At 37.2% G+C, this 23,835-nt stretch carries 20 protein-coding genes; 15 read left to right on the top strand and 5 right to left on the bottom strand.

The genetic code is table 11. The features are described 5' to 3' along the window. Window positions 1-2: 2 nt before the first annotated feature. A complete protein-coding gene (locus D7029_RS08990; RefSeq protein ID WP_194952461.1) occupies window positions 3-1,172 on the bottom strand; it encodes a MalY/PatB family protein in 1,170 nt (389 codons plus the stop codon). Between the two features lie 188 nt (window positions 1,173-1,360). On the opposite strand from D7029_RS08990, the gene D7029_RS08985 reads away from it, so the two are divergent. From D7029_RS08985 to D7029_RS08975, 3 genes are all read left to right on the top strand, one after another. Then, window positions 1,361-2,527, top strand: coding sequence for a XylR family transcriptional regulator (locus D7029_RS08985; RefSeq protein ID WP_194952460.1), 1,167 nt, complete (start codon window positions 1,361-1,363; stop codon window positions 2,525-2,527). A 196-nt stretch (window positions 2,528-2,723) separates the two neighbouring features. Then, on the top strand, window positions 2,724-3,011 hold the full coding sequence (locus tag D7029_RS08980; RefSeq protein ID WP_194952459.1) for a DUF3892 domain-containing protein: 288 nt from the start codon (window positions 2,724-2,726) through the stop codon (window positions 3,009-3,011). A gap of 86 nt (window positions 3,012-3,097) precedes the next feature. Next, window positions 3,098-4,948, top strand: a complete 1,851-nt coding sequence (locus D7029_RS08975; protein WP_194952458.1) for a nuclease-related domain-containing DEAD/DEAH box helicase — start codon at window positions 3,098-3,100, stop codon at window positions 4,946-4,948. A gap of 135 nt (window positions 4,949-5,083) precedes the next feature. On the opposite strand, the gene D7029_RS08970 is transcribed toward D7029_RS08975, so the two are convergent. Continuing rightward, window positions 5,084-5,374 (bottom strand): VF530 family DNA-binding protein, encoded by a 291-nt coding sequence (locus tag D7029_RS08970; protein ID WP_165126643.1) that lies wholly within the window; start codon window positions 5,372-5,374, stop codon window positions 5,084-5,086. A 102-nt stretch (window positions 5,375-5,476) separates the two neighbouring features. Next, window positions 5,477-5,917, bottom strand: a complete 441-nt coding sequence (locus tag D7029_RS08965) for a hypothetical protein (protein WP_194952457.1) — start codon at window positions 5,915-5,917, stop codon at window positions 5,477-5,479. A gap of 173 nt (window positions 5,918-6,090) precedes the next feature. Here D7029_RS08965 and D7029_RS08960 point away from each other — a divergent pair, with 173 nt between their 5' ends. Beyond that, window positions 6,091-6,513, top strand: coding sequence for a fimbrial protein (locus D7029_RS08960; protein ID WP_194952607.1), 423 nt, complete (start codon window positions 6,091-6,093; stop codon window positions 6,511-6,513). A 5-nt stretch (window positions 6,514-6,518) separates the two neighbouring features. Here D7029_RS08960 and D7029_RS08955 read toward each other — a convergent pair whose 3' ends face one another. Then, entirely contained in the window at window positions 6,519-7,199 is a 681-nt protein-coding gene (locus D7029_RS08955) for a Crp/Fnr family transcriptional regulator (RefSeq protein WP_194952456.1), read from the bottom strand. 136 nt (window positions 7,200-7,335) lie between these two features. On the opposite strand from D7029_RS08955, the gene add reads away from it, so the two are divergent. The 11 genes from add to D7029_RS08900 all read left to right on the top strand — a co-directional run bounded on the left by add (window position 7,336) and on the right by D7029_RS08900 (window position 22,868). After that, a complete protein-coding gene (add, locus tag D7029_RS08950; RefSeq protein ID WP_194952455.1) occupies window positions 7,336-8,331 on the top strand; it encodes an adenosine deaminase in 996 nt (331 codons plus the stop codon). Between the two features lie 242 nt (window positions 8,332-8,573). Next, window positions 8,574-9,614, top strand: a complete 1,041-nt coding sequence (locus D7029_RS08945) for a hypothetical protein (RefSeq protein ID WP_194952454.1) — start codon at window positions 8,574-8,576, stop codon at window positions 9,612-9,614. Beyond that, entirely contained in the window at window positions 9,611-10,690 is a 1,080-nt protein-coding gene (locus tag D7029_RS08940) for an acyl-CoA reductase (protein WP_194952453.1), read from the top strand. The genes D7029_RS08945 and D7029_RS08940 overlap by 4 nt, the downstream gene beginning before the upstream one ends. A gap of 5 nt (window positions 10,691-10,695) precedes the next feature. Beyond that, window positions 10,696-11,718, top strand: coding sequence for an NAD-dependent epimerase/dehydratase family protein (locus D7029_RS08935; RefSeq protein WP_228766757.1), 1,023 nt, complete (start codon window positions 10,696-10,698; stop codon window positions 11,716-11,718). Next, a complete protein-coding gene (locus tag D7029_RS08930; RefSeq protein ID WP_194952452.1) occupies window positions 11,715-13,964 on the top strand; it encodes a penicillin acylase family protein in 2,250 nt (749 codons plus the stop codon). Before D7029_RS08935 ends, D7029_RS08930 begins: the two co-directional genes overlap by 4 nt. A 3-nt stretch (window positions 13,965-13,967) precedes the next feature. Next, window positions 13,968-15,386: an AmmeMemoRadiSam system radical SAM enzyme gene (amrS, locus tag D7029_RS08925; RefSeq protein WP_194952451.1), complete on the top strand. Its 1,419-nt coding sequence runs from the start codon at window positions 13,968-13,970 to the stop codon at window positions 15,384-15,386. A gap of 4 nt (window positions 15,387-15,390) precedes the next feature. Further along, on the top strand, window positions 15,391-16,629 hold the full coding sequence (locus tag D7029_RS08920) for a lipase/acyltransferase domain-containing protein (RefSeq protein WP_194952450.1): 1,239 nt from the start codon (window positions 15,391-15,393) through the stop codon (window positions 16,627-16,629). Window positions 16,630-16,730: 101 nt separating this feature from the next. After that, window positions 16,731-17,849, top strand: coding sequence for an AAA family ATPase (locus D7029_RS08915; protein ID WP_194952449.1), 1,119 nt, complete (start codon window positions 16,731-16,733; stop codon window positions 17,847-17,849). Continuing rightward, a complete protein-coding gene (locus D7029_RS08910) occupies window positions 17,846-18,274 on the top strand; it encodes a hypothetical protein (RefSeq protein WP_194952448.1) in 429 nt (142 codons plus the stop codon). The genes D7029_RS08915 and D7029_RS08910 overlap by 4 nt, the downstream gene beginning before the upstream one ends. Window positions 18,275-18,307: 33 nt before the next feature. Further along, window positions 18,308-20,224 (top strand): hypothetical protein, encoded by a 1,917-nt coding sequence (locus D7029_RS08905; protein ID WP_194952447.1) that lies wholly within the window; start codon window positions 18,308-18,310, stop codon window positions 20,222-20,224. Beyond that, window positions 20,217-22,868 (top strand): bpX6 domain-containing protein, encoded by a 2,652-nt coding sequence (locus D7029_RS08900; RefSeq protein WP_194952446.1) that lies wholly within the window; start codon window positions 20,217-20,219, stop codon window positions 22,866-22,868. Before D7029_RS08905 ends, D7029_RS08900 begins: the two co-directional genes overlap by 8 nt. A gap of 29 nt (window positions 22,869-22,897) precedes the next feature. Here the strand turns inward: D7029_RS08900 and D7029_RS08895 are convergent, their stop codons facing one another. Continuing rightward, complete coding sequence (locus D7029_RS08895; RefSeq protein WP_194952445.1) at window positions 22,898-23,797, bottom strand: LysR family transcriptional regulator; 900 nt, start codon at window positions 23,795-23,797, stop codon at window positions 22,898-22,900. Between the last annotated feature and the right edge of the window lie 38 nt (window positions 23,798-23,835).

Genomic DNA, 23,835 nt, shown 5'->3' with positions numbered 1-23,835 from the left:
ATTTATTCCAAACTGGCGTGAGGTAAGGTACGAATAAGCCGAGTGAAAACGGTTTCTAATATTGAACGAGGTGTCGCGACATTAATGCGGAAAAAACCATCCCCAACCGCACCAAAACCACGCCCCCAACTCATTTCCACTTCAGCTAATGAAACAAACCAATGTTTTAGTTGTTCTTCAGATAACTGCATTTTTTGGTAGTTAATCCATAGCATGTAGGTGCCATGACTTTGAGTGATAACCCAATCAGGAAAGTAACGTTCACATTGTTCTTTTACCCAACGTCGGTTATCAGCAAGGTACGTTTTTAATTCACCAACCCATTGCTCGCCTTGTAAGGTGTAAGCTTGTAAAAAAGCGGGAACTGAGAAATAACCAGGATTATGAATACCCGCAGCAATTAAGCATTGTTTGAATTTTTCACGATATTCAGGATTGGCAATAACGATATTGGCGACTTCGAGTCCAGCTAAATTGAATGTTTTAGCAGGAGAGGTACAAATAAAAGAGTGTTGTTTTACATAACTATTTACTGATGAAATAGGGTGATAAGTTGCGCCATCAAAAACAAAATCTGCATGTACATCATCAGAAATAATAAAAACCTGATATTTCTGTGCAAGTTCCGCTATTTTTAATAGATCACTTTTTTGCCATACCGTTCCTGTTGGGTTATGTGGCGATAGTAAAATAAAGCAGACAGACTGTTTAAACTTACTTTCTAAGTCATCAAAATCAATTTCATAATAGCCGTCACGATAAATCAACGGACTTTCTAATAGTTCACGTTGATTGACACAAACCGCATTACTAATAGGATGATAAACTGGTGATAAGGTTGCGACTTTATCGCCAACGCGTGTGAAGTTTTGAATATAAAGCGAAACTGCTTGAATAATGCGAGGACAAAAAACAATAGATTCAGGCTCAACAATCCACTGATATTGCGTTTTAAACCAATTTACAGCAACGTTATTCCAATCATGGCTAAGGTCGGTATAGCCATAAATTCCTTTGAGATTAAATTGAGTCAATGCATTAACAATAAAATCAGGCGCAGGAATATCCATATCTGCAACAGATAACGGAATAACATTGGCGTTACTATTACACCATTTTGCGCTATAGGTATTTTGCCTAGAAATTAATTTATTAAAGTTATTCTGATACATGAAAAATCTCCTCGGCAACCGTGTTTAAAAACAAAATACTCGTTGTTATTAACATTGGTTATTCCTATTTTTTACTTTGCTATTACGAAATTTGGCTTGTGTGATAGTAATCACATAGCGATGAAAGCAAGTTCTAGCAAAATTAAAGCTGTGGTTTAATGCCTAGCGGGATAATTAGGTAGAGTAAAATGAAAAAAGATAAATACTTTCGTATTGTGCTGTTATTCAACGCTAATAAAGTCTATGACCGACAAGTGGTTGAGGGTGTTGGAGAGTATCTTCAGGCATCACAGTGCCATTGGGATGTATTTATTGAAGAAGATTTCCGTACTCGGCTTGATAATATAAACCATTGGGTTTGTGATGGTATTATTGCTGATTTTGATGATCCGATTATTGCTAAGCATTTAAGCCAATCACCATTAACCGTTATTGGTGTCGGCGGCTCTTATCATCGAGAAGAAAATTATCCCCCCGTTCCTTATATCGCTACTGATAATTATGAATTAGTTCAACAAGCCTTTTTACATTTAAAGCAGAAAGGGCTTAAACATTTTGCTTTTTATGGCTTACCAGCAAAAGATCATCCTCATTGGTCTAATGAACGAGAACACGCATTTCGACAATTAGTCACCAGCGAAAAATATCCGGGTATTGTTTATAACGGCATGGATATTACGCAAGAGAATTGGCAACACGCGCAAAATCGTTTATCCGATTGGATACAAACTTTACCACCACAAACTGGGATTATTGCAGTCACCGATGCAAGAGCACGTCATTTACTGCAAGTTTGCGATAATTTAAATATTAATGTGCCTGAAGAAATAAGCATTATCGGTATTGATGATGAAGATATGACACGTTATTTATCTCGCATTGCATTATCTTCTGTTGTGCAAGGTTCACGACAAATGGGGTATTTAGCAGCCAAGCTATTACATCAAACGCTGGAAGGGCATCCAACTAATAAACAGCAAAGAGTGTTGGTTCCACCCGTTAAAATAGTCGAACGTCGCTCAACCGATTTTCACTCATTTAACGATCCTACCGTTGTGCAGGCTATGCATTATATTTATTACAATGCCTGTAAAGGGATAAAAACAGAGCAAGTTTTAGATGCAGTTAATATGTCGCGTTCTAATTTAGAGCAACGGTTTAAAAAGGAGATTGGTAAGACAATTCATACCGTTATTTATGAAGAGAAACTAAAACGAGCTCAAAATTTATTAGCCACCACAACACTTGCAATCCAAGAAATATCAGTGATGTGTGGCTATCCGTCATTGCAATACTTTTACTCTATATTTAAAAAAGAATTTGGTATGACGCCAAAAGAGTTTAGGGATGAGTGAAATTATAACACTAATCTAGATCACAATATTGTGAATATAAGTAATTATACTTGCATAAATACATATTATTCCTATCTTATTAAATCTTATTGTTATTTTTAATGAAATACCAAAATACATTGCTTTTTAATCAGTTGATTTAATTTTATTAAAGTGTATTAATTATTTCCGTTAAAAGAAAATATAGGATAATGAGATGACGGATTTTTATATTGTTGCTATTAAAATGGATGCTGAGAATCAGCATATTGATTATGTGAAAACTATTCAAGCTGGCAAAGCAGATATTGATGCCACAATCAATGCTAGACAATTTATTGCTGAGCTTATCAATGAAAATTTAGCCTCTTTTCAAACTGCTATTCAAGATAAAAATGGTGACTGGAGTTATGGTGCTACAGTTCGTGTTATAGATAGCGTTTATCTTACAACCGAACCAAATGGTACAACACGTGACAATTTGGATAGTTTACCAAAATTCTAAAGATAATAAGGTGATAGCATTAATTGATATCACCTTATTTTTAATTAATTATATTCCATTAATTTAATATAAAAAATGAGAACTCAATGTCACGTTTCATCTCACCATCAATATCTGAATTCAATAAATTACGACAACCATTAACGCAAGGGGAAAAAAAAGTTTTTGAATTTTTTAATAAATATTTACCATTAGAATGGGAAATTTATATTCAACCTCACCTTAATGGATTGCGACCTGATTTTGTATTACTTAACCCTAAAATTGGTATCGCCGTATTTGAAGTGAAAGATTGGAATTTCACTGCAATGGATTATTTCATTGAAGAAAAAGAAAATTGCATACCTGTATTATGGGCGAAGAAAGACGGTGTGAAATTTTCCAGGCAAAAAGAAAATCCAATAGAGCAAGTTTATAACTATAAACAAGAATTATTTAATCTTTATTGCCCACGTTTAGAAAAAAATGCTGGATTTGCTGTTATTACAGCAGGAGTCATATTCCCATTTGCAGATGATAAATATGTAAAAAATTTATTTAAACAAAATCTTAGATTTAGAGGAATGGAAGAGTTTCCTAGCTATAGTCCAATTTCTGGTATGAATGCACTAAAAAATGGTGATATTTATACTGTTTTTCCAGAGGTAAATAGAAGATATTCAAAACTAATGAATGTCGATACTTATAAAGATATTAAGAATTGGCTAATTGAACCTGATTTTTCAGAAACACAAAGAAAACCAATCATATTAGATAAAATACAACAAAATTTAGCTACAACAAGAACAGTATCAGGTTATCGCAGAATACGTGGTGCTGCAGGTTCAGGAAAATCATTAGTACTCGCAGCAAGAGCAGCGGAGTTATTAAGTGAGAATAAAAAAGTCTTAGTTATTACATATAATATTACCTTGATGCACTATTTACAGGATATTACAGTTAGACATTTAAAGTCGAGAAAGAAAATAAATTCTGATATTACTTGGCTTAATTTTCATCATTGGTGTAAATGCATATGTAATAATTTAGGCTATACACAAGAATATGAAGGGTTATGTAAAAATAATACTGACGAATTTTTTAAATACTCATTACCTACTTTAGTTAATACTATATTAGATAAAGAAAATAATGAGTATATAAAATATGATGCCGTGTTAGTTGATGAAGGACAGGATTTCTTACCTAATTGGTGGTCAGTATTACGCAAAGTCTGTAAACCTATGGGTGAAATGCTTTTAGTCGCTGATATAACTCAAGATATTTATGATACTGCAAAATCTTGGACTGATGAGGCAATGAAAGGCGCTGGTTTTAGCGGAGCTTGGGCTGAACTTAATGTTTGTTATCGTTTACCTTTATTAACAATAGAAAAAGCTAGAGATTTTGCTAATCGCTTTTTACCAAAAGAATTAGCGCTTTTACCTGAAAATAGTCAATTTGGTATGGAACTTGAGCCTTGTTATTTAAAGTGGGTTCATGTGGATTCTAATAATGAAGATGCTATTTGTTGTTCTGAATTACTTTCTCTATCAACAACAGGTATACCTAAAGCACTTGCAATTGCAGATATCACATTTTTATGTACTTCTAAACAGTTTGGTTTAAAGGTTGTTCAACAATTAAAAAATAAAGGTATTAAAGTTATTCATACCTATGATCTTGATGATAAAGAATCAAAACGCCAAAAAATGAGCTTTTATATGGGAGATGCTCGAATAAAAGCAACCACATTACATAGTTTTAAGGGATGGGAATCGAGAGCTTTAGTCATATTTGTAGATAATGATAATTTAACACAAAAAACATTATCATTAATATATACAGGTTTAACACGACTTAAACGGCACCCTGAAGGCAGTTGTTTAACTGTTGTTTCTAAATCATCAGAACTTATTGAATATGGTAAAACGTGGTCTTCTTTCACAAGAGTATAATTTATAAAAACAAAAACGCTTCTTATTAGAATGCCATAGTAAGAAGCGCTATTTTTATAATTATATAAAATAACTTACCATCAATCTTGTTATATAAAGCCCATATCAATCTTTCTACAAAATAATCTAATATGATTACTTTCTACGGCTATTCGCCCAAGGATCACAATCTGGGTGGTCGATAACTTCAATCACATCATCAATATCAGCTTCAAGAGAATCAAGATAGAGCGCTTCCACTTCAGCGCGTGCCCAAGGGGTTCTGCGCAAAAATTTCAAACTTGATTTCACGCTAGGATCGCTTCTAAAGCAGTTAATCTTGATAAGTTGACCTAATTTAGCCCAGCCATATTTAGCCACCAGCGCATTTACTTGCATTTCGAGAGTAACGCCATGCAAAGGATCTTTAGAAACGTGTCCGGTCATTACTATTTTTACCTACAATGAAATAGAAGAAGCGATGCAGAGTACAAGAAAGCCGTGAGAGTGGCAATAAAATGAACTGAATAAAATAGAGATGATGCGTTGTTATCCCGCATGGCTCGTAATATAAAAGATTTCCCATTTGTCATCGTCAGTATGCCTTAGCGTGATCCGAAGATCAGTAGGACCTTTAAATTCGATGTTCACATCCTGCATTTCCACTTCCGTGCCATTAAACCAGCGACGTAGACGATTCCCATTTGTTTGTTTTGGAAAACTATAAGCAAATTGATATCCAGAAGCAGGGATTTCTCTCATCACTTTAGCTTTAAACTCTTCTAATGTTTTTCCTGTATACATATTTTGTTGTGTCAGACTAAATGCCTGCTCATATTCTTCATTATTGATATTATTAATAAAATCAGTAGCAAGTTGACGCTGATAAGAAAAAGAATAGGGTAATTTAAGCCAATAGTACGTACCCAATACTAAAACAATAAATAGAAATGAAAAATAAGTGGCCATCTTTTTATATTGTATTTTCATGATACTCCATCCTCATTTTTAAGTTTTATCATTCCATTATAACCATCGTGTTTAAAGCTTGATTGCAACAGGTTCATTAACTCTTTAGCCATAATGAATAATACCATTTCTATTTACTATTACTTTATTTAAAGAAAATTAATCTGTAATACGGGTTATTAGCGAGCACCTGCATATTAGAGTCATCTAAAATTAAAGACGTTAACCTTGGGCATATCTCCCTTAGTGAAAATGGTTTTGGCGGACAAATTCATTCAACGAGCGAAAAAATAGATTGGCATATAACCTTAGATTGTCCTGAAGGTTTGCCCGTTATTTTAACGCCTAAAGGCAGTGCATTTTCAGGAAATAGCACCGTACTGGCATTAAATACATCATCTGATACTGCCAAAGGTGTTGGCGTTGAAACACAGTACAGCGTTAATGGCAGTAATTGGACGACATTAGAATTAAATAAACGTAATACTGTGGTTAGTGCCGCAAAAAATGAGGGTGAAGTGACTTTGAATTTTAGGGGTTATTACAAGCAAATGGAGAAGGACGTTTTTCCCGGAACAGCAAATGCCACGTTAGATCTTGAAATTGTTTATCAATAACATGTTTATAGAGCCAAGCCATTAAGTTGAGACAAACATTCACAATCCAACACTGTTATCGATTTACTCTTTAATTTAATCGCCTTAATACTGACTAGATGCGCTAAAGCGCGGTTTAATTGTCTGGTTGAGATCCCAAGCATTGCCGCTAATGAGTCTCTTTTTTCTAATTGAAAAGAGAGTCCTTCTTGTCGTGCTTTAAAAAATAAATATCGGCGCAATTTGAATTCTGAAGAATAGGGTGATTGAGAGTGTCTTAATGAAGATTGATAAAGTTTTTGGCTTAACTGCTGGCAAATAAAGGTGAGAAAATTAGCATCTTGCAATGCTTTTTGTCTGACAATGGAAAGAGGTAACGCTAATAAATAGGAAGGAACTAAGGCTTGTACAGTGCTAAACACCATTTCATCTTTATCTGAAAACAGTTCTAAATCACCAATAACACAGAAAGCTTGCTCAAAAGAAAAAACCACATGCTCACCGTTTATTTCATAACGTTCAATCTGTAATTTGCCTTCCACTAGACAGTATAAATGTGTTGCTTGGCTATTTTGCGTTATTAAATATTCCCCCGTTTTCACTTCCATTAATCGCATAGAAGACAACAACGCATCAGATAAATAAGTATCAAGTTGATGCATTAAAATAAAAGCGTTACGTTTTTTTTCATCATTAACTATTTTCACTTTTATTTTCCTTTCACGATCAAGCTTCAATTTATTATCGAAAATAGCATACTTTTCAAAAAAGGACATATGTCCTTTTTTAGGCTGGTGGAGATTATTACTATCATGATATTCCTAATATTTAGAGACTATATTAATGACATTCAATCCCAGTTTATTACCTAAAGTTGAGCTTCATGTGCATTTAGACACCTGTTTAAGCTATTTTTATATTAAACAGCTAGATCCAACAATAAGCTTTGATAAATTTAATCAGCAATTTGTTGCTCATAAACCCTGTTTTGATTTGGGCGATTTTTTAAGTAAAGTCACGCCTCAAATTGATATTTTGCAGACTAAATCAGCAATTACACTGGCTGTTGACGATCTGTTTTATCAGTTGAAAGCAGACAATGTTATTTATGCTGAAATCCGTTTTGCCCCGTTATTACACACAAAACAGGGTTTAACAGATAAAGACGTTGTTGAAGTTGTTATTTCAGCAATGAATAAAGCATCTCAAAAATACGATATTAAAGCGGGATTGATCTTATGCACATTGCGTCATTTTAGTGCGTTCGAGAGTCTGCAAACCGCCAAGTTAGTTGTCGAATACCTTAATAAAGGTGTTGTCGCACTTGATTTAGCGGCTGATGAAGCGCGTTTTTCTTTAGATAATCATATTGCTGCTTTTGATTATGTTAAAAAATCAGGAGGGAATTTAATTGCTCATGCAGGGGAAGCGAAAGGCGCTGAAAGCGTTACTGAAACATTGGATAAACTGCATGTTACTCGAATTGGTCATGGTGTAAGAAGTATTGAAGATAATGAAGTCATTAACAGGCTTAAATCTCAAAATATATTATTAGAGGTTTGCCCAAGTTGTAATATTATCTGCAATATCTATGAGCAAATAGATCGACATCCCGTTAATCAGCTAAAAAAGCAGGGCGTTAAATTAAATATTAATACTGATGCGCGAACAGTTGCCAATACTTCGTTAAATAAAGAGTATCAGTTATTACATGATATTTTTGGTTGGAGCGAAAAAGACTTTCAGCAATGTAATATTGATGCTCTTAATGCCAGTTTTATTGCAAATGACGTTCGTAAAAAGTTAATGGATAAGCTCTACTACGTTCACGCAAAATAGTGAACTACACATAATAATCATCAAAGAGAACACCTTTATTTTTAAGGTGTTTTCTTTATTTTTAAGCAGAAACACCTTTTTGTCAGATTGCGATTATTCAATCTAGATAAAACAATGTGATATAAAACATAAGAATGGTGAAATCTAATCACATCCTTCCTGTTTTAAGAATAATTACATTCAATAAGTAAGAATAATTGATGACTATGTTGATATAGCCCTTATCAATGTAAGGATACAACATGTCAGAAGAACAGCATCATCAGATGGATAATTTAGTTAATCTCGCTCAACCTTATGCTGTTGATAGTTTTGATGATGCGCTTTTTACTGCATCTATGAATGAAGCTGATAACTGGCATCGCCAAAATAATGCTAACTATCAATCATTATGGCAAAAAATGCCTCAGCCAGTTATTCCAGTTAATTTATTTAAAACTATGGATTTAGCCACTCCCACACATCGTAACGGTATCTGGCTAAACAGTTCAGGAACAGGGCAACAAGGAAAGACACAAGTTTTCTTTGATGATGTTAGCCTAAAGCGCATTGAAACTGCAATGACGCAGATTTTCTATCACAACGGTTTAATATCAACCACTCCCGCTCGTTTTCTCATGTTGTCTCCTGATCCTCAATCTGGCGATCATGCTGGTTTTGCGACAGCTTTCTTAAAATTTACCCAATGTGCTCCCATTAAAGAGCTGGTTTTCACTGTGTCAGAACACGGTCAATTTGATACAAAACTAGCATGGTCAACATTACAACGTTGGGCGAATGATCCAGCGCCTATCTATATTCTTGGGCTAACCCTTTTCTTTGAACATTTATGCTTAAGTCGCCCTGATACATTCACTCTATTATCGCCGATTAAAGGGCTAACAGGCGGGGGATGGAAAGGGATGACAAAACAGCTAGAACGCCCAGATATTATTCAAGGATTGAAAGAAACCTTACATGCTCCCAATGTTGATATTCGTGATATTTATGGCATGACAGAGCATCCTTTACACTACATTAGTTGCAGTGAAGGTCATTTCCACGTTCCTGCTTACTCTCGTTTTGCCATTATTGATGAAACAGGTGATCGAGCACCAGAAAGGAAAGTAGGCTTTATCCAACTTGAAAATCCTTTTTTTGATTCATTAGCTTCTCAGCGCCTATTAACCCAAGACTTAGGTTTATGGGGCACACAATGCGCTTGTGGTCATCCATTACCCTATATTCACTATATCGGCAGAGCGACTTCACCAGAGGGCACTTGTGCGGCACAGGTAAAATGACAGAAGCAATACACGTTCGTTTAGCAAACATTAAACAGTGTTTAATACACTGCCTTAATGAGAATTGGCTATTCTCTGATGATCCCTTGACGCAAGCATTCTGCCTTAACCGTTTAACACAGTGGGCTTATAGCGACATATTAGCGCAAAAAGTGGCTAATGAATTGGGGGGCAAAAGCTGGCGAGCGCCGAATAAACTATTAATTGTGGTATCAGAAAAAGATCCCCTAGGTACATTAGAAGCACTACTTGCGGGCTATTTAATTGGTAGTCCTATCCGAATAAAAGCGCGATTATCAACACAATGGCTTTATCTTTTACGTGCTTATTTAGGTCTAAATGAAAATGAGTGTGAAATTCTTGATTGGTCAAGTGAAAATCAAAATGATGAGCTTGTTCTTAACGGGGTTGAAGCTATTTTATTGGCGGGGGGTGATGCGCTTATTCAGCATTATCGCAAAGTGGCACCAGCACAGATTAAACTAATTGAGCTAGGGCCAAAAATAAGTGCAATGGCTATTTTAGGTCATTCATTACCTGATATTTCCCTTATTTTAAAAGACGTTTGTTTATTTAGACAGCAAGTTTGTAGCTCACCGCGTTTTATCTTATTAGAGAATGAAAACTGCGCTCAACAGCTTTATCAGCAACTTTCTATTGCATTACCTTCATTATCCCCATTGCCAGAAACAGTAAAGCTTCAACAAATGGCGCAAGCGCACGAATATTCATTGTCTCGTGACTTACTCAATAATGAAAAACCCACACTTTACAATGCAAATTCAGGCTGGGGGATCACTTACCACACTCAATTTGCACCTCAATATTGGCTTAATTTTGGTTTTCAATTGATTGTCGGTCCCGTAGCGCATCATTTGCAGCTAGCTCAAAAACAGTGGTTTGCACGCTTACAAACATTGGGTTATCACGGCTCACTTTCGTCAATTTCACCACAACAATATAGCTTCACTCGCTATTGTCCAATTGGCTCGATGCATTCTCGCCCGATGACCGCAACGCATGATGGCTTTTTTATGTTAGCCACACTGGTGTTTTTTATTAATCAGGAAGGGTAATCACATTGAATAGACGGAAAATATTTATCACTGGTGCAAATGGATTTATAGGCTCTTATTTATTACCTAAGCTTGCAGAGCTTGGTGATGAATTAACGGTATTGTGTCGTGATCCCCATAAAATTCACCCTGATCGCCCTATATTGCCAGCGGATGTAAACGTGATAAAAGGAGATTTACTCCAACCTGATACATATCGCGATGCACTTATTGGGCAAGATATTATTATTCATTTAGCTGCTGATTATCGCGTAGGAATTGCACCTAGTCGTTCTGAACATCAAAAGATGTATCAAACCAATGTCACTGGCACATTGAATTTGCTTAATGAAGCCAAAAGAGCGCAAATTTCTCAGATTTTATATACCAGTACCACCGCTGCATTAGGCGAAACTCAAGGGGTATTGCTTGATGAAACTCATCGTCATAATGGCTATTTTCGTAGTTATTATGAAGAAACAAAGCAAGTTGCCCATGTATTAGTTGAACGCCACCAGCAACAAGGAATGCCGATTAAAATCGCAATTTGTGGCGGTGTATTTGGTCAAGGTGACAATAGCGTTTTAGCACAGACGTTATCTGCTTTTTTCAATAAAAAAATTCCGTTTCAAGTTAGTACAAACAGTACTTTTCAACTCTGCCATGTAGATAAATTATGTGATGGCTTATTACGCTTACTTGCCTTAGATAAACCTCAAGAAACAGTGCTGTTTACTGGTGATGTTTTCTCTATGCCTGAAATTTTCACACTACTTAGCGAAATACAAAAAACCGCGCCATTACCGATAAAAAATCGCAGTAGTTTACGACCTTTAGCATGGTTGATGGATAAGCTCGCCTTGCTTGGTTTTTCCATGCCACTTTCCTGTGAAGCACTACGTATTATGGATGGAAGCACCTATACCTATTCATCTTCTAAAGCAGAACAGCTATTAGGATGGACAGCGGGTGAACCATTAAATGACTTTAAGGATTATGCCCAAAGTATTGCTAACCAATACACATTGATGAATAAGGAGTCCAAATGAAGCCAAGGACGCTCACTTCGCAATGGGGTAACGTGACATTGTCACTAGAAACAGAGCAACTGCTGAGTATCAAAGGTGATACAGATAATGCGGTTTTTTATGGGCAAGGTTATGGCGCAGCCTATTTACGTTTGTGGCAACTTGATTTATCACGTCGAGTCGCTAGCGGTCGTTTAAGTGAAGTGATGGGAAACGGTGCGCTTAGAACAGATATTTTCCAACGTCGATTAGGCTTGGTTGAACTTGCCAAAATAGCAGAACTTGATGATAAAAATGCGCCACCCGATAGCTGGCAAGCGACTCAATTTCAACATATTACCGCGTATATTGCAGGCATAAACCAAGCTATAAAAGATCTAAAAATTCGCCCAATAGAGTGTTTATTACTACGCTACAAGCCCGAATTATTTACCACAACAGATAGCTATCTGTTAGGGCAACTGAAATATTTTATTAATTCAGCTTGGCAATATGAATTATTTCACACTCGTTTAGCTAATCGACTGACGCCATCTCAACATCAGCAACTTTTATCTACCTTTAGCCTTGAAGGAGAGCAAATCCCGCCATTTCCTTTAGATGAACAGAGTGAATATTATCCTGAAGTGATTGCTGCGTTTAAAGAGGGATTAAAAGGCTTACAACATTTAGGTTTAGCATCACCAGATACTGGTTCTAACGTAATTGCCGTCAATGGTTCGCTTACCGAGTCTGGCAAACCAATGTTGGCTGCCGATCCCCATATGGGGCATGTTAACCCAAGTTTTAATCTATTATGCCGTTTAGAGAGTAAAGAAGGCTTAAGTGTGATGGGTTCACATTTTCCGGGTTCGCCGGGCATTATTGTGGGACGCAATACTCATGCCGCGTGGGGAATGGTCGGCATTATGGCGGATAACCAAGATTTATTTTGGGGACGCATTGATTTAGAAAATGAGAAGGTCGAAACCATACAGGGATGGGAGCCATTAACAAAAAGAACTCACACCATTGGCTTAACCTCAAAACGTCAACATACTTTTGTGACTTATGATTATTCACAAGGTCGATTAATGTCTGAAAAAGCGGGCTATGGTTTATTTTTACGCTGGCCTGCATTAGATAATCCAAGTGGCGATATTACTTTTTATCAGCTTGCAAAATGCCATAACTGGACATCATTTAGAGAAGCTTTAAGACATGTAAAAAACTCCCCTATGATGGTGGGATATGCCGATATCCACGGTGATATTGGCTTACAAAGTATGGGATATATTCCTAAGCGCCATAGCGAATTAGGCAGTTTAGTGCTCAGTTTGACGGAGCCATTACATCAGTGGCAAGGTTATGTTCCTTTCGATGATTTGCCCGCCGAATACAATCCTGAACGCGGGTATGTCCTTTACGCTAATCAATATAGTACGTCACTCTTTGATGGAAAACCGGCGTTATCTAATCGTTGGCATCCACCGACAAGGGCTTTACGTATTGAGCAACTTATTCAGCAAACTCAACAGCATACTTTTGAAACCTTTCGTCAGATGCAAGATGATAAAAAAGATCTGTTCGCCCAAAAAGCGCTCGCTTTTTTATTACCTTATATACCTGAAGATAAAATGCTGTCTCAGTGGGATTGCGTTACTCAACAACTCAACGCATCACGGCTTTTTGATGTATGGATACAGCATCTTACAGATAGAGTCTTAGGAAAGGTGCTAAAGAGAGGATCACGCGCACTATATACAGACTTCTGGCCAAGTTGTCGCTGGAGTATTCTCAATATTCTGCAATACCATCTTCAAGATTGGCAGTTTGAACAAGAGGCGCTTTCTACATTAATTCGTGAAACCTATGCCAGTGCATTAATTGCCAGTCAGAAAATGGAACGTCCTTACGTTGAATTTCAGCATAGTATCAAAAAACCATTGTGGCTTAATCGTCTATTAACGGGTCGTTACCCTTATCAAGGCGGTAATCGAGAAACCATTCATGCCACAAGGCAGAATGCTGATTTCTTAACGCAATCCCAGATAGGGAATAGCGACACCATTAAAACCAAGCCTTATACCTTTGGTCCCGGTTTTAAATTGATCGCCCATTTAACTCCGCAAGGCGAATGTCACTATTTAATTAACACGCCAGCAAAAGGAAATCCTTTTTACTGGAAATTGCGTCATGTATTGGAATGTTGGCAAACAGGAACCCGACAAAAAACCGTTTTGCCTTTTTGTGAAAATAACCATCATTGTAATGATAAAAAGGAATAACTCATGGCAAGAATGAAGCAATGGCAACAAACAGGGCATCCTGCACGCTTATGGCATCCTATTTCAAATGATCGCATTCAGTGTGAGCTTTGCCCGCGAGCATGTAAAATTAACTTAGGTCGTACAGGGACTTGTAAGTTAAGACGCAATGAAAATGGCAGTTTAGTCACGCTAAACTACGGTAAATCTGTCCCCATGACACAAGAGTCGATAGAAACCGAAGCGGTTTACCATTATGCACCCGGTGAACGTATTTTATCGTTAGGTAATATTGGCTGTATGTTACGTTGTGATTTTTGCCAAAACTGGAGTACGAGCCAAGCCCGTTATGTACAAGATAGTAATGTGGCTTACTACAGTCCTGAAGATGTGGTCAATTATGCGTTAAAACATAATATTCGTGTTTTGTCGTGGACTTATAACGATCCGATTGTTTGGCATGAATTTGTTATGGATACGGCGAAGCTTGCCCGTGAACATGGTTTAAAAAATCTCTATAAAAGTGCCTTTTATATCAGCGAGAAAGGTATTGATGAATTACTAGGTGTGATGGATATCTTTAGTATTTCATTAAAATCAATGCAAGATAGCTTTTATCGTAAACATACAGGAGGGCGATTACAGCCCGTTCTTGATGGTATTAAACAAGTTTATGATGCGCGTAAATCCACAAATAGCCCGCACCTTGAAGTCTCTAACTTATGTGTGACAGGGCGTAATGACTCTCTGGAAGAAGCGAAGAAAGTCACAGATTGGATGCTGAGGTATCTTGATGCCGATATTCCATTGCACTATGTTCGTTTCCATCCTGATTACCAATATCGCCACGTTGAACGCACATCGATTCCTTTTCTTGAACAAGCTCGTCAGCAAGCCTTAAATGAAGGTATGCGCTATGTTTATGTGGGGAATGTGTTTGATACAGACAGCGCAAACTCTTATTGCCCAGAATGTCACACCTTGTTAGTGAAACGCAGTGGGTTAATTGCACAATCTCACTTAGAAAATGGGCAGTGTCCTCACTGTCATTTTCAGCCTTCCATTATTTTACCTTGGGCTGGATCTAACACCGACAAATTATCAGAACATATCCCTGATGATTTTATCTGTATTACACATCCTTTCCGCGGTCCTGTTCAGGCATGTCATATTGAACAAAAAAATGACTCGCCGATTTATTATCAATTTATCACTCGGCAGGGAGAGCCTGTTGGTCCAATAAGCACCAATAGTTGTCATCGCTTTATGTTGTCGAAAAGTAGCCCTAAAGCAGAGGGTATTCGTCTTTATCATCACCAAAATGAACCTTGCCAGCTGTTTGAGGTTTACGATCGCGCTCATTTTCCTGTTACTGAAGCCGAAAAAACGCATCTTGGTAGCGAAAATGTGCCGATCACGCTTATTCCATTAAAAGGACGCTAAAAATATGCCACTTAATAGAGGATGGTCATTAATACGTGCTCAGCTTATTGCGGCTCAAATTCGTAAAGCGAAACTTGATGATAAAGTCCCGAATCTTCCTATTATTTATTTACCGGGAATTTTAGGGACTAAGCTTTTTGATAGACAAAAGCAGGCCTTTATTTGGGGTGATCATCGTAGTGTTTTTACAAAAAGTGATTATGAATATGAACATCCCAACGCTCAGTATTCACCTCGCGTATTAGCCACCGAGCAATTGCACGCATTTTCGATTGTTCCTTATTTAGTGAGCACACTTGTCACTCAAGAGCTTAAAGATGTGCTTGAAACAGCATTAGGTTATCGCGAAGGGCAAGATCTGTTTTTCCTTGCCCATGACTGGCGAGCTGATCATCGATTGCTGGTGGATGCTATTGATAGAGAAGTTAATCGGCTGAAAACTATTTTTGGTGAGAACCAGCCTTTTATTTTTATTGCACAATCTGCATCTAATCTCGCAATACGCTATTGGTTACGCCATACCACGCCAGAAAACAGGGCATTAGTAGCTAAATGGTACGCTTTTGGTCCACCTTGGCACGGTACATTTCAAGCATTATCCATGATGGAGACAGGTTATTACGCAGGAAGTCGCTATCTTTATGGATTCTCTCCTGATGATGTTTGCGGTTGTCCTTTTGTATACCAGTTATTGCCACCTGATCCTGTGGTAATCGATAGCTACGGCAGAGCGTTAAGTGATTTTGATATCTATGATGAAGCATGTTGGGAGCACTATCGCTTAGGCCCTTATAAAACATCAATCAGTTCAGCACAGAATCAGCGAGTAAGAGAGGCGCTGGCACAAAATCTACAATGTGCTAAACGCTTTACTGATGCGGTTTCAGGAATTAACGCAGATGAACAAACTGTGCCACAAGTATGGTATTTGAGCGATAACAATATCACGTTAAAAGCCGCCATTTATGGTCGAGATCGCTGGTATTTACAAGCCAAAGATATTAAACGTGAGTTTCCGCAATTAGCGGCTCAAACATTAACAGTCGGTGACGACCACCTTCCTTTAGAGGGGTTATTACAATATTGGCGAGCGCCTATTGTACGTGATCGCTATCAACATCCTTGGGGAGAGAGCTTTGCCTTTATTAGCCAAGCCTCAACGCATCGCGCATTAATTAATCATTCACCTAATTTAAGAAGTTTGGCATTTGATATTGCAACAGAAAGAAGAAAAGAGTGTTAATAAAATTAATACTTTCCATTGATTGAGAAGTTGAGTCAGAAAATAAAAACTTACATAATGCAGGTATCTCGCCGTTAAACTCTTAATTTGTGCGTAAACATATGACATCAAATATAAATGGAATTATCGATAATATTCGCAAAGCAATACAACACTCAACGCAAGGTATGATTGGACGTGAGCAACTTGCTGAACTGGTTGTTTTAGCCGCAGTTGCTCATGAACATTTACTTGTTATCGGCCCTCCAGGTACAGCGAAAAGTGCCGTTGTCCGTAGAGTTTCTCAAACATTGGGCGGACGTTATTTTGAATACCTTTTGGGGCGTTTTACCGAACCTTCAGAGTTATTTGGTGCTGTTGATCTCAAAAAACTAAAAGAAGGTAAAGTCGAAACCGATATCACAGGAATGTTACCTGAAGCGGATATTGTTTTTCTTGATGAGGTTTTTCTGGGTTCGACTGCAATTTTAAATACCTTATTAGGCATTTTAAATGAGCGTCGATTTAAGCGTGGTCATACCGATATTATTAGTCCATTAAAAGTGTGTATTGGTGCGGCTAATAGTTTGCCTGATGATCCGAACCTTGGCGCATTCTCAGATCGCTTTCTTATTCATCTTTTTATTGATTCAGTACCCGATCACCAATTAGAAGCTATGCTCGAAGGCGGATGGGCTTCAAGCCTGACTCAACTTTCAGCTCAACTCGATATTGCTCAATTAGATGAATTGCACCTTGCGGTTAAGAATGTCGATTTAACGCAAGTTAGACCATTGCTGGCTAATGCTGTGCGTTCATTAAGAAATGCAGGGATCACGCTTTCAGATAGACGTATTGTTCGTGTTCAGCGTCTTATTGCTGCCGCAACCGTACTCAATAATCGAGAGACTGCGACAGAGCAAGATCTCTGGCCTTTACTGTATGTACTGCCTACTGAAGATGCCCAGCAACAAGGACGTGAAATCTTACGACAAGAACTCTCACTTTCAATGAATTCTCGACTATTTAGCTCCGTAGAAGAGGCGACATTACAACCTCAATCTCGTATGAACCGTTTAATTGAAAGAGCAACAGATGTTCTCAATGCAGAGCCCGTATCTAAAGCGGATATTGAACTGACGTTACGAGAAATAGATGCCAACTTCTCAACCGAGATGTTAAGTGAAGAGCTTGCCATATTACGTACACAATTAGCGATACAGTTTAGTCACTTATTATGAGCCTAACATTTCCACTGACTTGGCAACCTAATGCAACGCCTCCTAAACCACAAGGGGTGTTTGCAACAGGTATAACGGCTAAACAGCTTATTGAACGCATTATTCATTTGCCTGATGTTCAGCAACAACGGTTAAAAGTGATCACCAGTCAATATCGACTTATTGTGTTAGGGAAACAGGCTGATTTACCTTGGGCTGAAAATATAACGCTGATTGCGCCATCTACTGAAACAGCAAAATTATGGCTCCCTATACATCAACAGCTTTTATTACCTAATGGGCTGGTGGAGCAAGCCTTAGTCCAGCAGTTTAAACGCCAACCACTATTACTCTTACCATCACCTCAAACGGTGATCCCTTTAGATAATCAGTGGACGTTAACACCAACGCTACGGGATACACTCACCCAATTGTGTTTTGAGTGAAATATAATGTGATACAAGGATCGGTTTATCATCATGTCATTACCCACAACACAACCTACATCGTTGCCCGAAGCGCTACAACCTTGGCAAACTTGGCTTAGCTGGTTAGATCCCGAATTAATTCCTGCATTCTCTGACCTATTACAACGCCTAAGTCGTCTATTAGGTCCTGTACAGGGAAAGCAGCTCGGTGGCTTACCTGAACAAGATGGTATAGGGCAAATACAGCGTAAAGGTAATTATCAAAACCTGTTACTTAGTGAATGGTTAATGGCTGATGAAGTACCTGATGAATTTATGAGACGCGCCATTAATGCAGAACATCTCTTTTTGGCACCAAACTATAAATCTCAACAATCTTTAAATCAGATCACTGTGCTTTTTGATACCGGTATTTCGCAACTGGGTGAATGTCGCCTAGTGCATATTGCAATGCTTATTATATTGGCACAACGGGCAGAAAAAGCGGGTTGCACATTAATGTGGGGAACATTGCAATCAATCATTCCATTAATGCCGTTAAATACCATAAATGATCTACACGAATTATTGACTCGTCGGACTTATTCACCTGTTTTACAAGAAAACATCGCGCATTGGCAAAACGTTATTGCAGAAGATGTTGATGTACAAAACGGTGAGATTTGGTTAGTTACAGGCGCTCACCAACAATCTATATTAAAACAACCTATATTGAAACAGATTGCATCAAGCCATCATATCGAATTAACGGCAGATGATTGTTTCAATAAAACGATTGATGTCAAAATTCGCACGCCGCATTTTCAGCGCCATATTGTATTGCCAACGCCACCTAGAGCACTAAGTTCACGATTATTAAAAGGGCAATTAAGACCGCCTTCAGTGCAAAATACACATCAACATGAACACAAAATGTCACTGATGTTTTCACCTGTTATCTCATTTCATGGTAGCGCAGTGGGTGTCACTTTATTAGGTAAACCTGGGTTAGTGGTTATTAAAATTCCACCGTTCAATAGATTGAATCAAAACAATCCGCTTAAAAAACCGTTTGTATACCAAATGTATCCTGATGGTTATACTATTTTAGCGTTACAGTGTCACGGAAAAAAAGTGGGCGCATTACTTTCCAATAACAATGGCCTCTACTTTTGGCAATTACCCAAACTCTCTTATATACCTCGACCTTCGGATGAAGAGTTTTCAGCAGGTATTGGACGGGGTAATACACTTGCCAGTGCTTATTTATCGAATAAGGAAGAATATTCCAGCTTATTTGTTCATGATAGAGCAAGACGGCTAGTCGCTTTCTCATCCAATATTTATGATGAAGAAAAAAACGGCTTTAAAATCGTTGAAGAGAAAGTCCTTGGTATAGAGAAAATAGCAGACAACTTACTTGTGTATATTTATCTCAATGACAGTAGTGAATTAGTCCAAATGGTCACGGGTGCAAACTTTTCTCATAAGAAATACCAACACCGACTCTATTTTACTCAATTTATTTCCTATCAAAGAGCTGTATTATTTGCTTATCACCATAAATATACCAATGGTTCTAAATCAATCTCTTGTGCTATTTCGCTAGGCACTAATCGACAAAGTTGGCATGTTTATAATATGGAAATTGATGAGGTTTATGGCTATCAAATAGACTTACCTCAAGGATGGCAAGGAATAGGACTTTTTTATCCAACACTCGATGGCTCTATAGAAAAAGATTTAACCACCTTAAATATTTTGATGATCAGCCCAAACAAACGAAACATTGCCAGTTATTCAAAAGGTGAGATAGAAATCTTATATCGTGCAGATAATCCGTTTACACGTTACTCATTTAGCCCATCTCAAGGCCTATTTGCTGCATTAACGGATCATGCTCAAGTCGTTGTTTATGATGTATACCAAAAACAATTACGCCTAAATCTGTATACCATTGAACAAGAAGGTGACACCCAAAATGCATAACGATTATATTCGTCATCCAATGTTATTGGGATATCGCCAAATTGAAGGTTTATGGCTACCGAATGACTGGTTTAACGAAACTCAACGGCTGACTTATTTAATAAAACATTGGCAAGCTAACTGTCGTATTTATCGATTCGAACAAGGAGATGTTCTCTGTTTTACTGAAAATAAAACAGTGGATTGCTCATCCATTGAAGGATGGCCTTTAATTCGTTACGGTCGCCTTTATAGCACAGCACCTCTAGATAATGATGAGATAAAAAAACTGCCTTATGCAGATCTTGCTTTAGTGCGTAGTGGTGTTGTAACAACGCTTCTATTTTCACAAGCTGAACCTCTCTCACTTGCTGATTATCTTGATATTAAAGAGATTCATTTTGAAGAAACTGATAACTACGCCAGTCTATATGAGATAAAACCTCAAGCATTGTCAGAAGAGAAAAATATTAGAACAATTATTGGTGACTATATTCCACCGGCGGCAGATCAACAAAAGCAATTTATAAAAACTGTATTTGAAAACGCTTCGTCGTCATCTCAAACACAAGCACCTCATGCAAAAGCATCATTATCACTGACTCAGAAAATCATTAATAAATTTCTGGCGCCTCAAAATCGTAATGCAATGCATTCTTCATCTAAAGCGATATCTCAATTATCACCGTGGCAACGTTGGCTAAATAAGCTTTCAATTAAAAGTGGATTAGCCTCTATGATGAGTAAGCAACAAGCGGATTATATTAATAAAATGATGAAAATGTTTGAAGACGGTAATGTCGATCAAGCATTGCGTCATGGTATTCCGCTTAGTCAATATCAAGAAAACCAAGAAACAACGCCTTCACCTTATTTAGGGAGATTAAAAGGGCGAAATAAACTAGAGATATCAGCCGATCAACAAGGGTATAAAAGTCTTTATCTTGGGGATGAACTGCAAAATTATTTAAAACAACTTTATCGTCAACAGTTTATAAAGCTGGATAAAGCTGGCTGTAATGAAGAAGCGCTGTTTGTTCTCGCTGAATTGTTACAAGAAAAAGAAGAAGCTCTGAGTTATTTAGAAAGCTTTCAACGCTATCAACACGCGGCGGAACTGGCACGGATGTGGGGAATGCGACCTGATCGTATTATTCGTTTATATTGCTTAGCGGGCGATATTGATTCTGCTGTTATTTATGCTCGCCTACACAATGCTTTTTCCTACGTCGTATTACAGTTACAAGAAAAACATCCTGATATTGCAGATAAAATGCGTGAAGAGTGGGCTGAATATCTGGTTGACTGTGAAGATTATTTACAAGCTATCGATATTATCTGGCAATTAAACAATGAAATCAGCCGTAATAAAGCCAAGCATTGGTTAGAAATAGCCTATCAAGCTGGTGGAGAATTAAGCCTACGCAGTCTTGTAAAATCAGCATTTCTATTACCTGATACTTTTCATTTATATCAAGATGATATTAAAAAAGTATGTAACGATCCACTTGCAACTATTCAACGCGCCATTTTAGTCAGAGAGCTATTAGCACTGCCTAAGCAGACTAAATTAACAGAACAACTAATTAACCAACTTATTCGACCCATTATTGTTGATCAATATAGTGCGAATTCTGTGCTAGAAAGAAAAGAAATTAGCCAACTCATTCATAAAAGTACCAATAAACTATTAAAAACAGATATGCCTTATAGTGATATTCCTGAGGCTAAACGTTATTCCTTAGATGCACAAAATCACTTTATTTCAGCGACTATTCCAGAACAAGGGCTTTACGCTATTTATGATGTCGTTGCCTTAAATGATCACCGATATCTTATCGCTTTGGGTGGATCTGGAGTGTTATTAACTGATGCAGCTGGGAAAAAACTTTGGCATGATTTAACGCCAACTTATCATATTGTTATCGCAGAAAATCACCAAAGTGCTTTATTATTAGCGCCAAGAGGCGATTATTTCCAAATTAATTCATTAGCAATCACAACGCACTCTATTCAAGAGCTTGGCACTCTAAAATGCACTGTTTTTACTCGTGTTTTTGATGGTGTTTTTTGGACTATTGCCAGTAACAATACAGTACAAGTTGTTGATACTAAAAATGACTTTAAAATCGTTTGGAATGTAGATGCCTTGAATGGCGATGTTATCGAGATCCTTCGCCACAATGATACTGAATATTGGCTCATTAATAGTGATCCCCAAGAACGCTGGTCATATGATTTACCTGAACGTAGGTTAACTCAACGAGAAAGCCTACCTCATCATTTAAATGAGGGATTAAAATATGATGTTATGTCTAACTCATACTATGGCGTAAAGCATGATAAATGCGTGCTAACCTCAGCAGACTCACACTATACGCAACGATTACAACTACCTAATACACAATCTATTGAAGAACAACATTCATTTAATTTAATAAAAAGAACAGCCACGTTAATTTATTGGCAAAAAGATGAATTAACGATATTTCGTTTATATAGCAATCAAAATCACTGTACCTTCGAGCTTAAATGGCAAACAAACTTAGAGCCACAATATCGAAGTGAATTTAATCAATGGTATTTTTTCGATAAAACAGGGCGTTTAGTGCATTTTGATTGGAATAATGGGCGAATAAATACACTGAGTTTACTTTTAAAATAGAGACCAACTTAAAAGAAGAATATGATTTTTTATTCTTCTTTTAAAAGTGCCACAATGGTATTTCTTAGCCAATTAAGCGCATTGTCATTATCGCTACGTTGATGCCAGATCATCTGAAATTCTAATTCCGGAATATCAATGGGAGGGGTAAATATAGAAAATTTCTGGCGCATATTTTTAGGAATGGCTTTTTCAGCAATCGTCAAAATTAAATCCGTATTTTCTAATAATTGAGGGGCAATTTGCCAATAGGGTACGGTAACCGCAATACGGCGTTGTTGATGTATTAATTGAAGTTGATGGTCTATTTCATTGGCATCGAAAGGTTTCATACTGACTAAAATATGGGGCGCTAACAGCCACTCTGTTAGATTTATTGTTTTTTCGGGATACACTGTTTTATCGACCACACTTACCATTTTATCGGTAAAAATAGATTTCGAACGTAATGTATTATCAAAAATATTAAACACCCCAAACGCTAAATCTAAACTTCCTTCATTTAACTTACTTTGCATTTCTTCTCGGCTGCTGTGCCAAATTTTTAAATCAACATCAGGGGCATAAGTATGTAAATAATGAATTAACTTGGTTGAAATTAGCGTTGCACCATAATCAGACATCGCAATATTAAAGCGTCTTTTACAATCCTTCGGCTGAAAGTCTTGTTGTGCAATAAGATTATCGAGTTGTTCCAATGCTTGAGTCAGTGGTTGATAAAGTGATTCCGCTTTACTGGTTAATTGATATTGCCCATTTTTTCTCACTAAAAGCGGATCTTGAAACAACTCTCTTAAATTATTGAGCGTATGACTTACCGTTGGCTGACTTTTATGTAATCGCTCTGCTGCGCGACTTACATGGCGTTCTCGCAATAGATAAAATAAAGTAACCAACTGATTTAAATCTAGTTTTCTTAAGTTATTCATATCACGAATAGTGCCTTATAAAATTGTTCATTTCCTCA

The sequence above is a fragment of the Proteus vulgaris genome, from assembly GCF_016647575.1.
Classification (GTDB): Bacteria; Pseudomonadota; Gammaproteobacteria; order Enterobacterales; family Enterobacteriaceae; genus Proteus; species Proteus mirabilis_B.
This window is presented reverse-complemented; position numbering and strand designations above follow the sequence as displayed.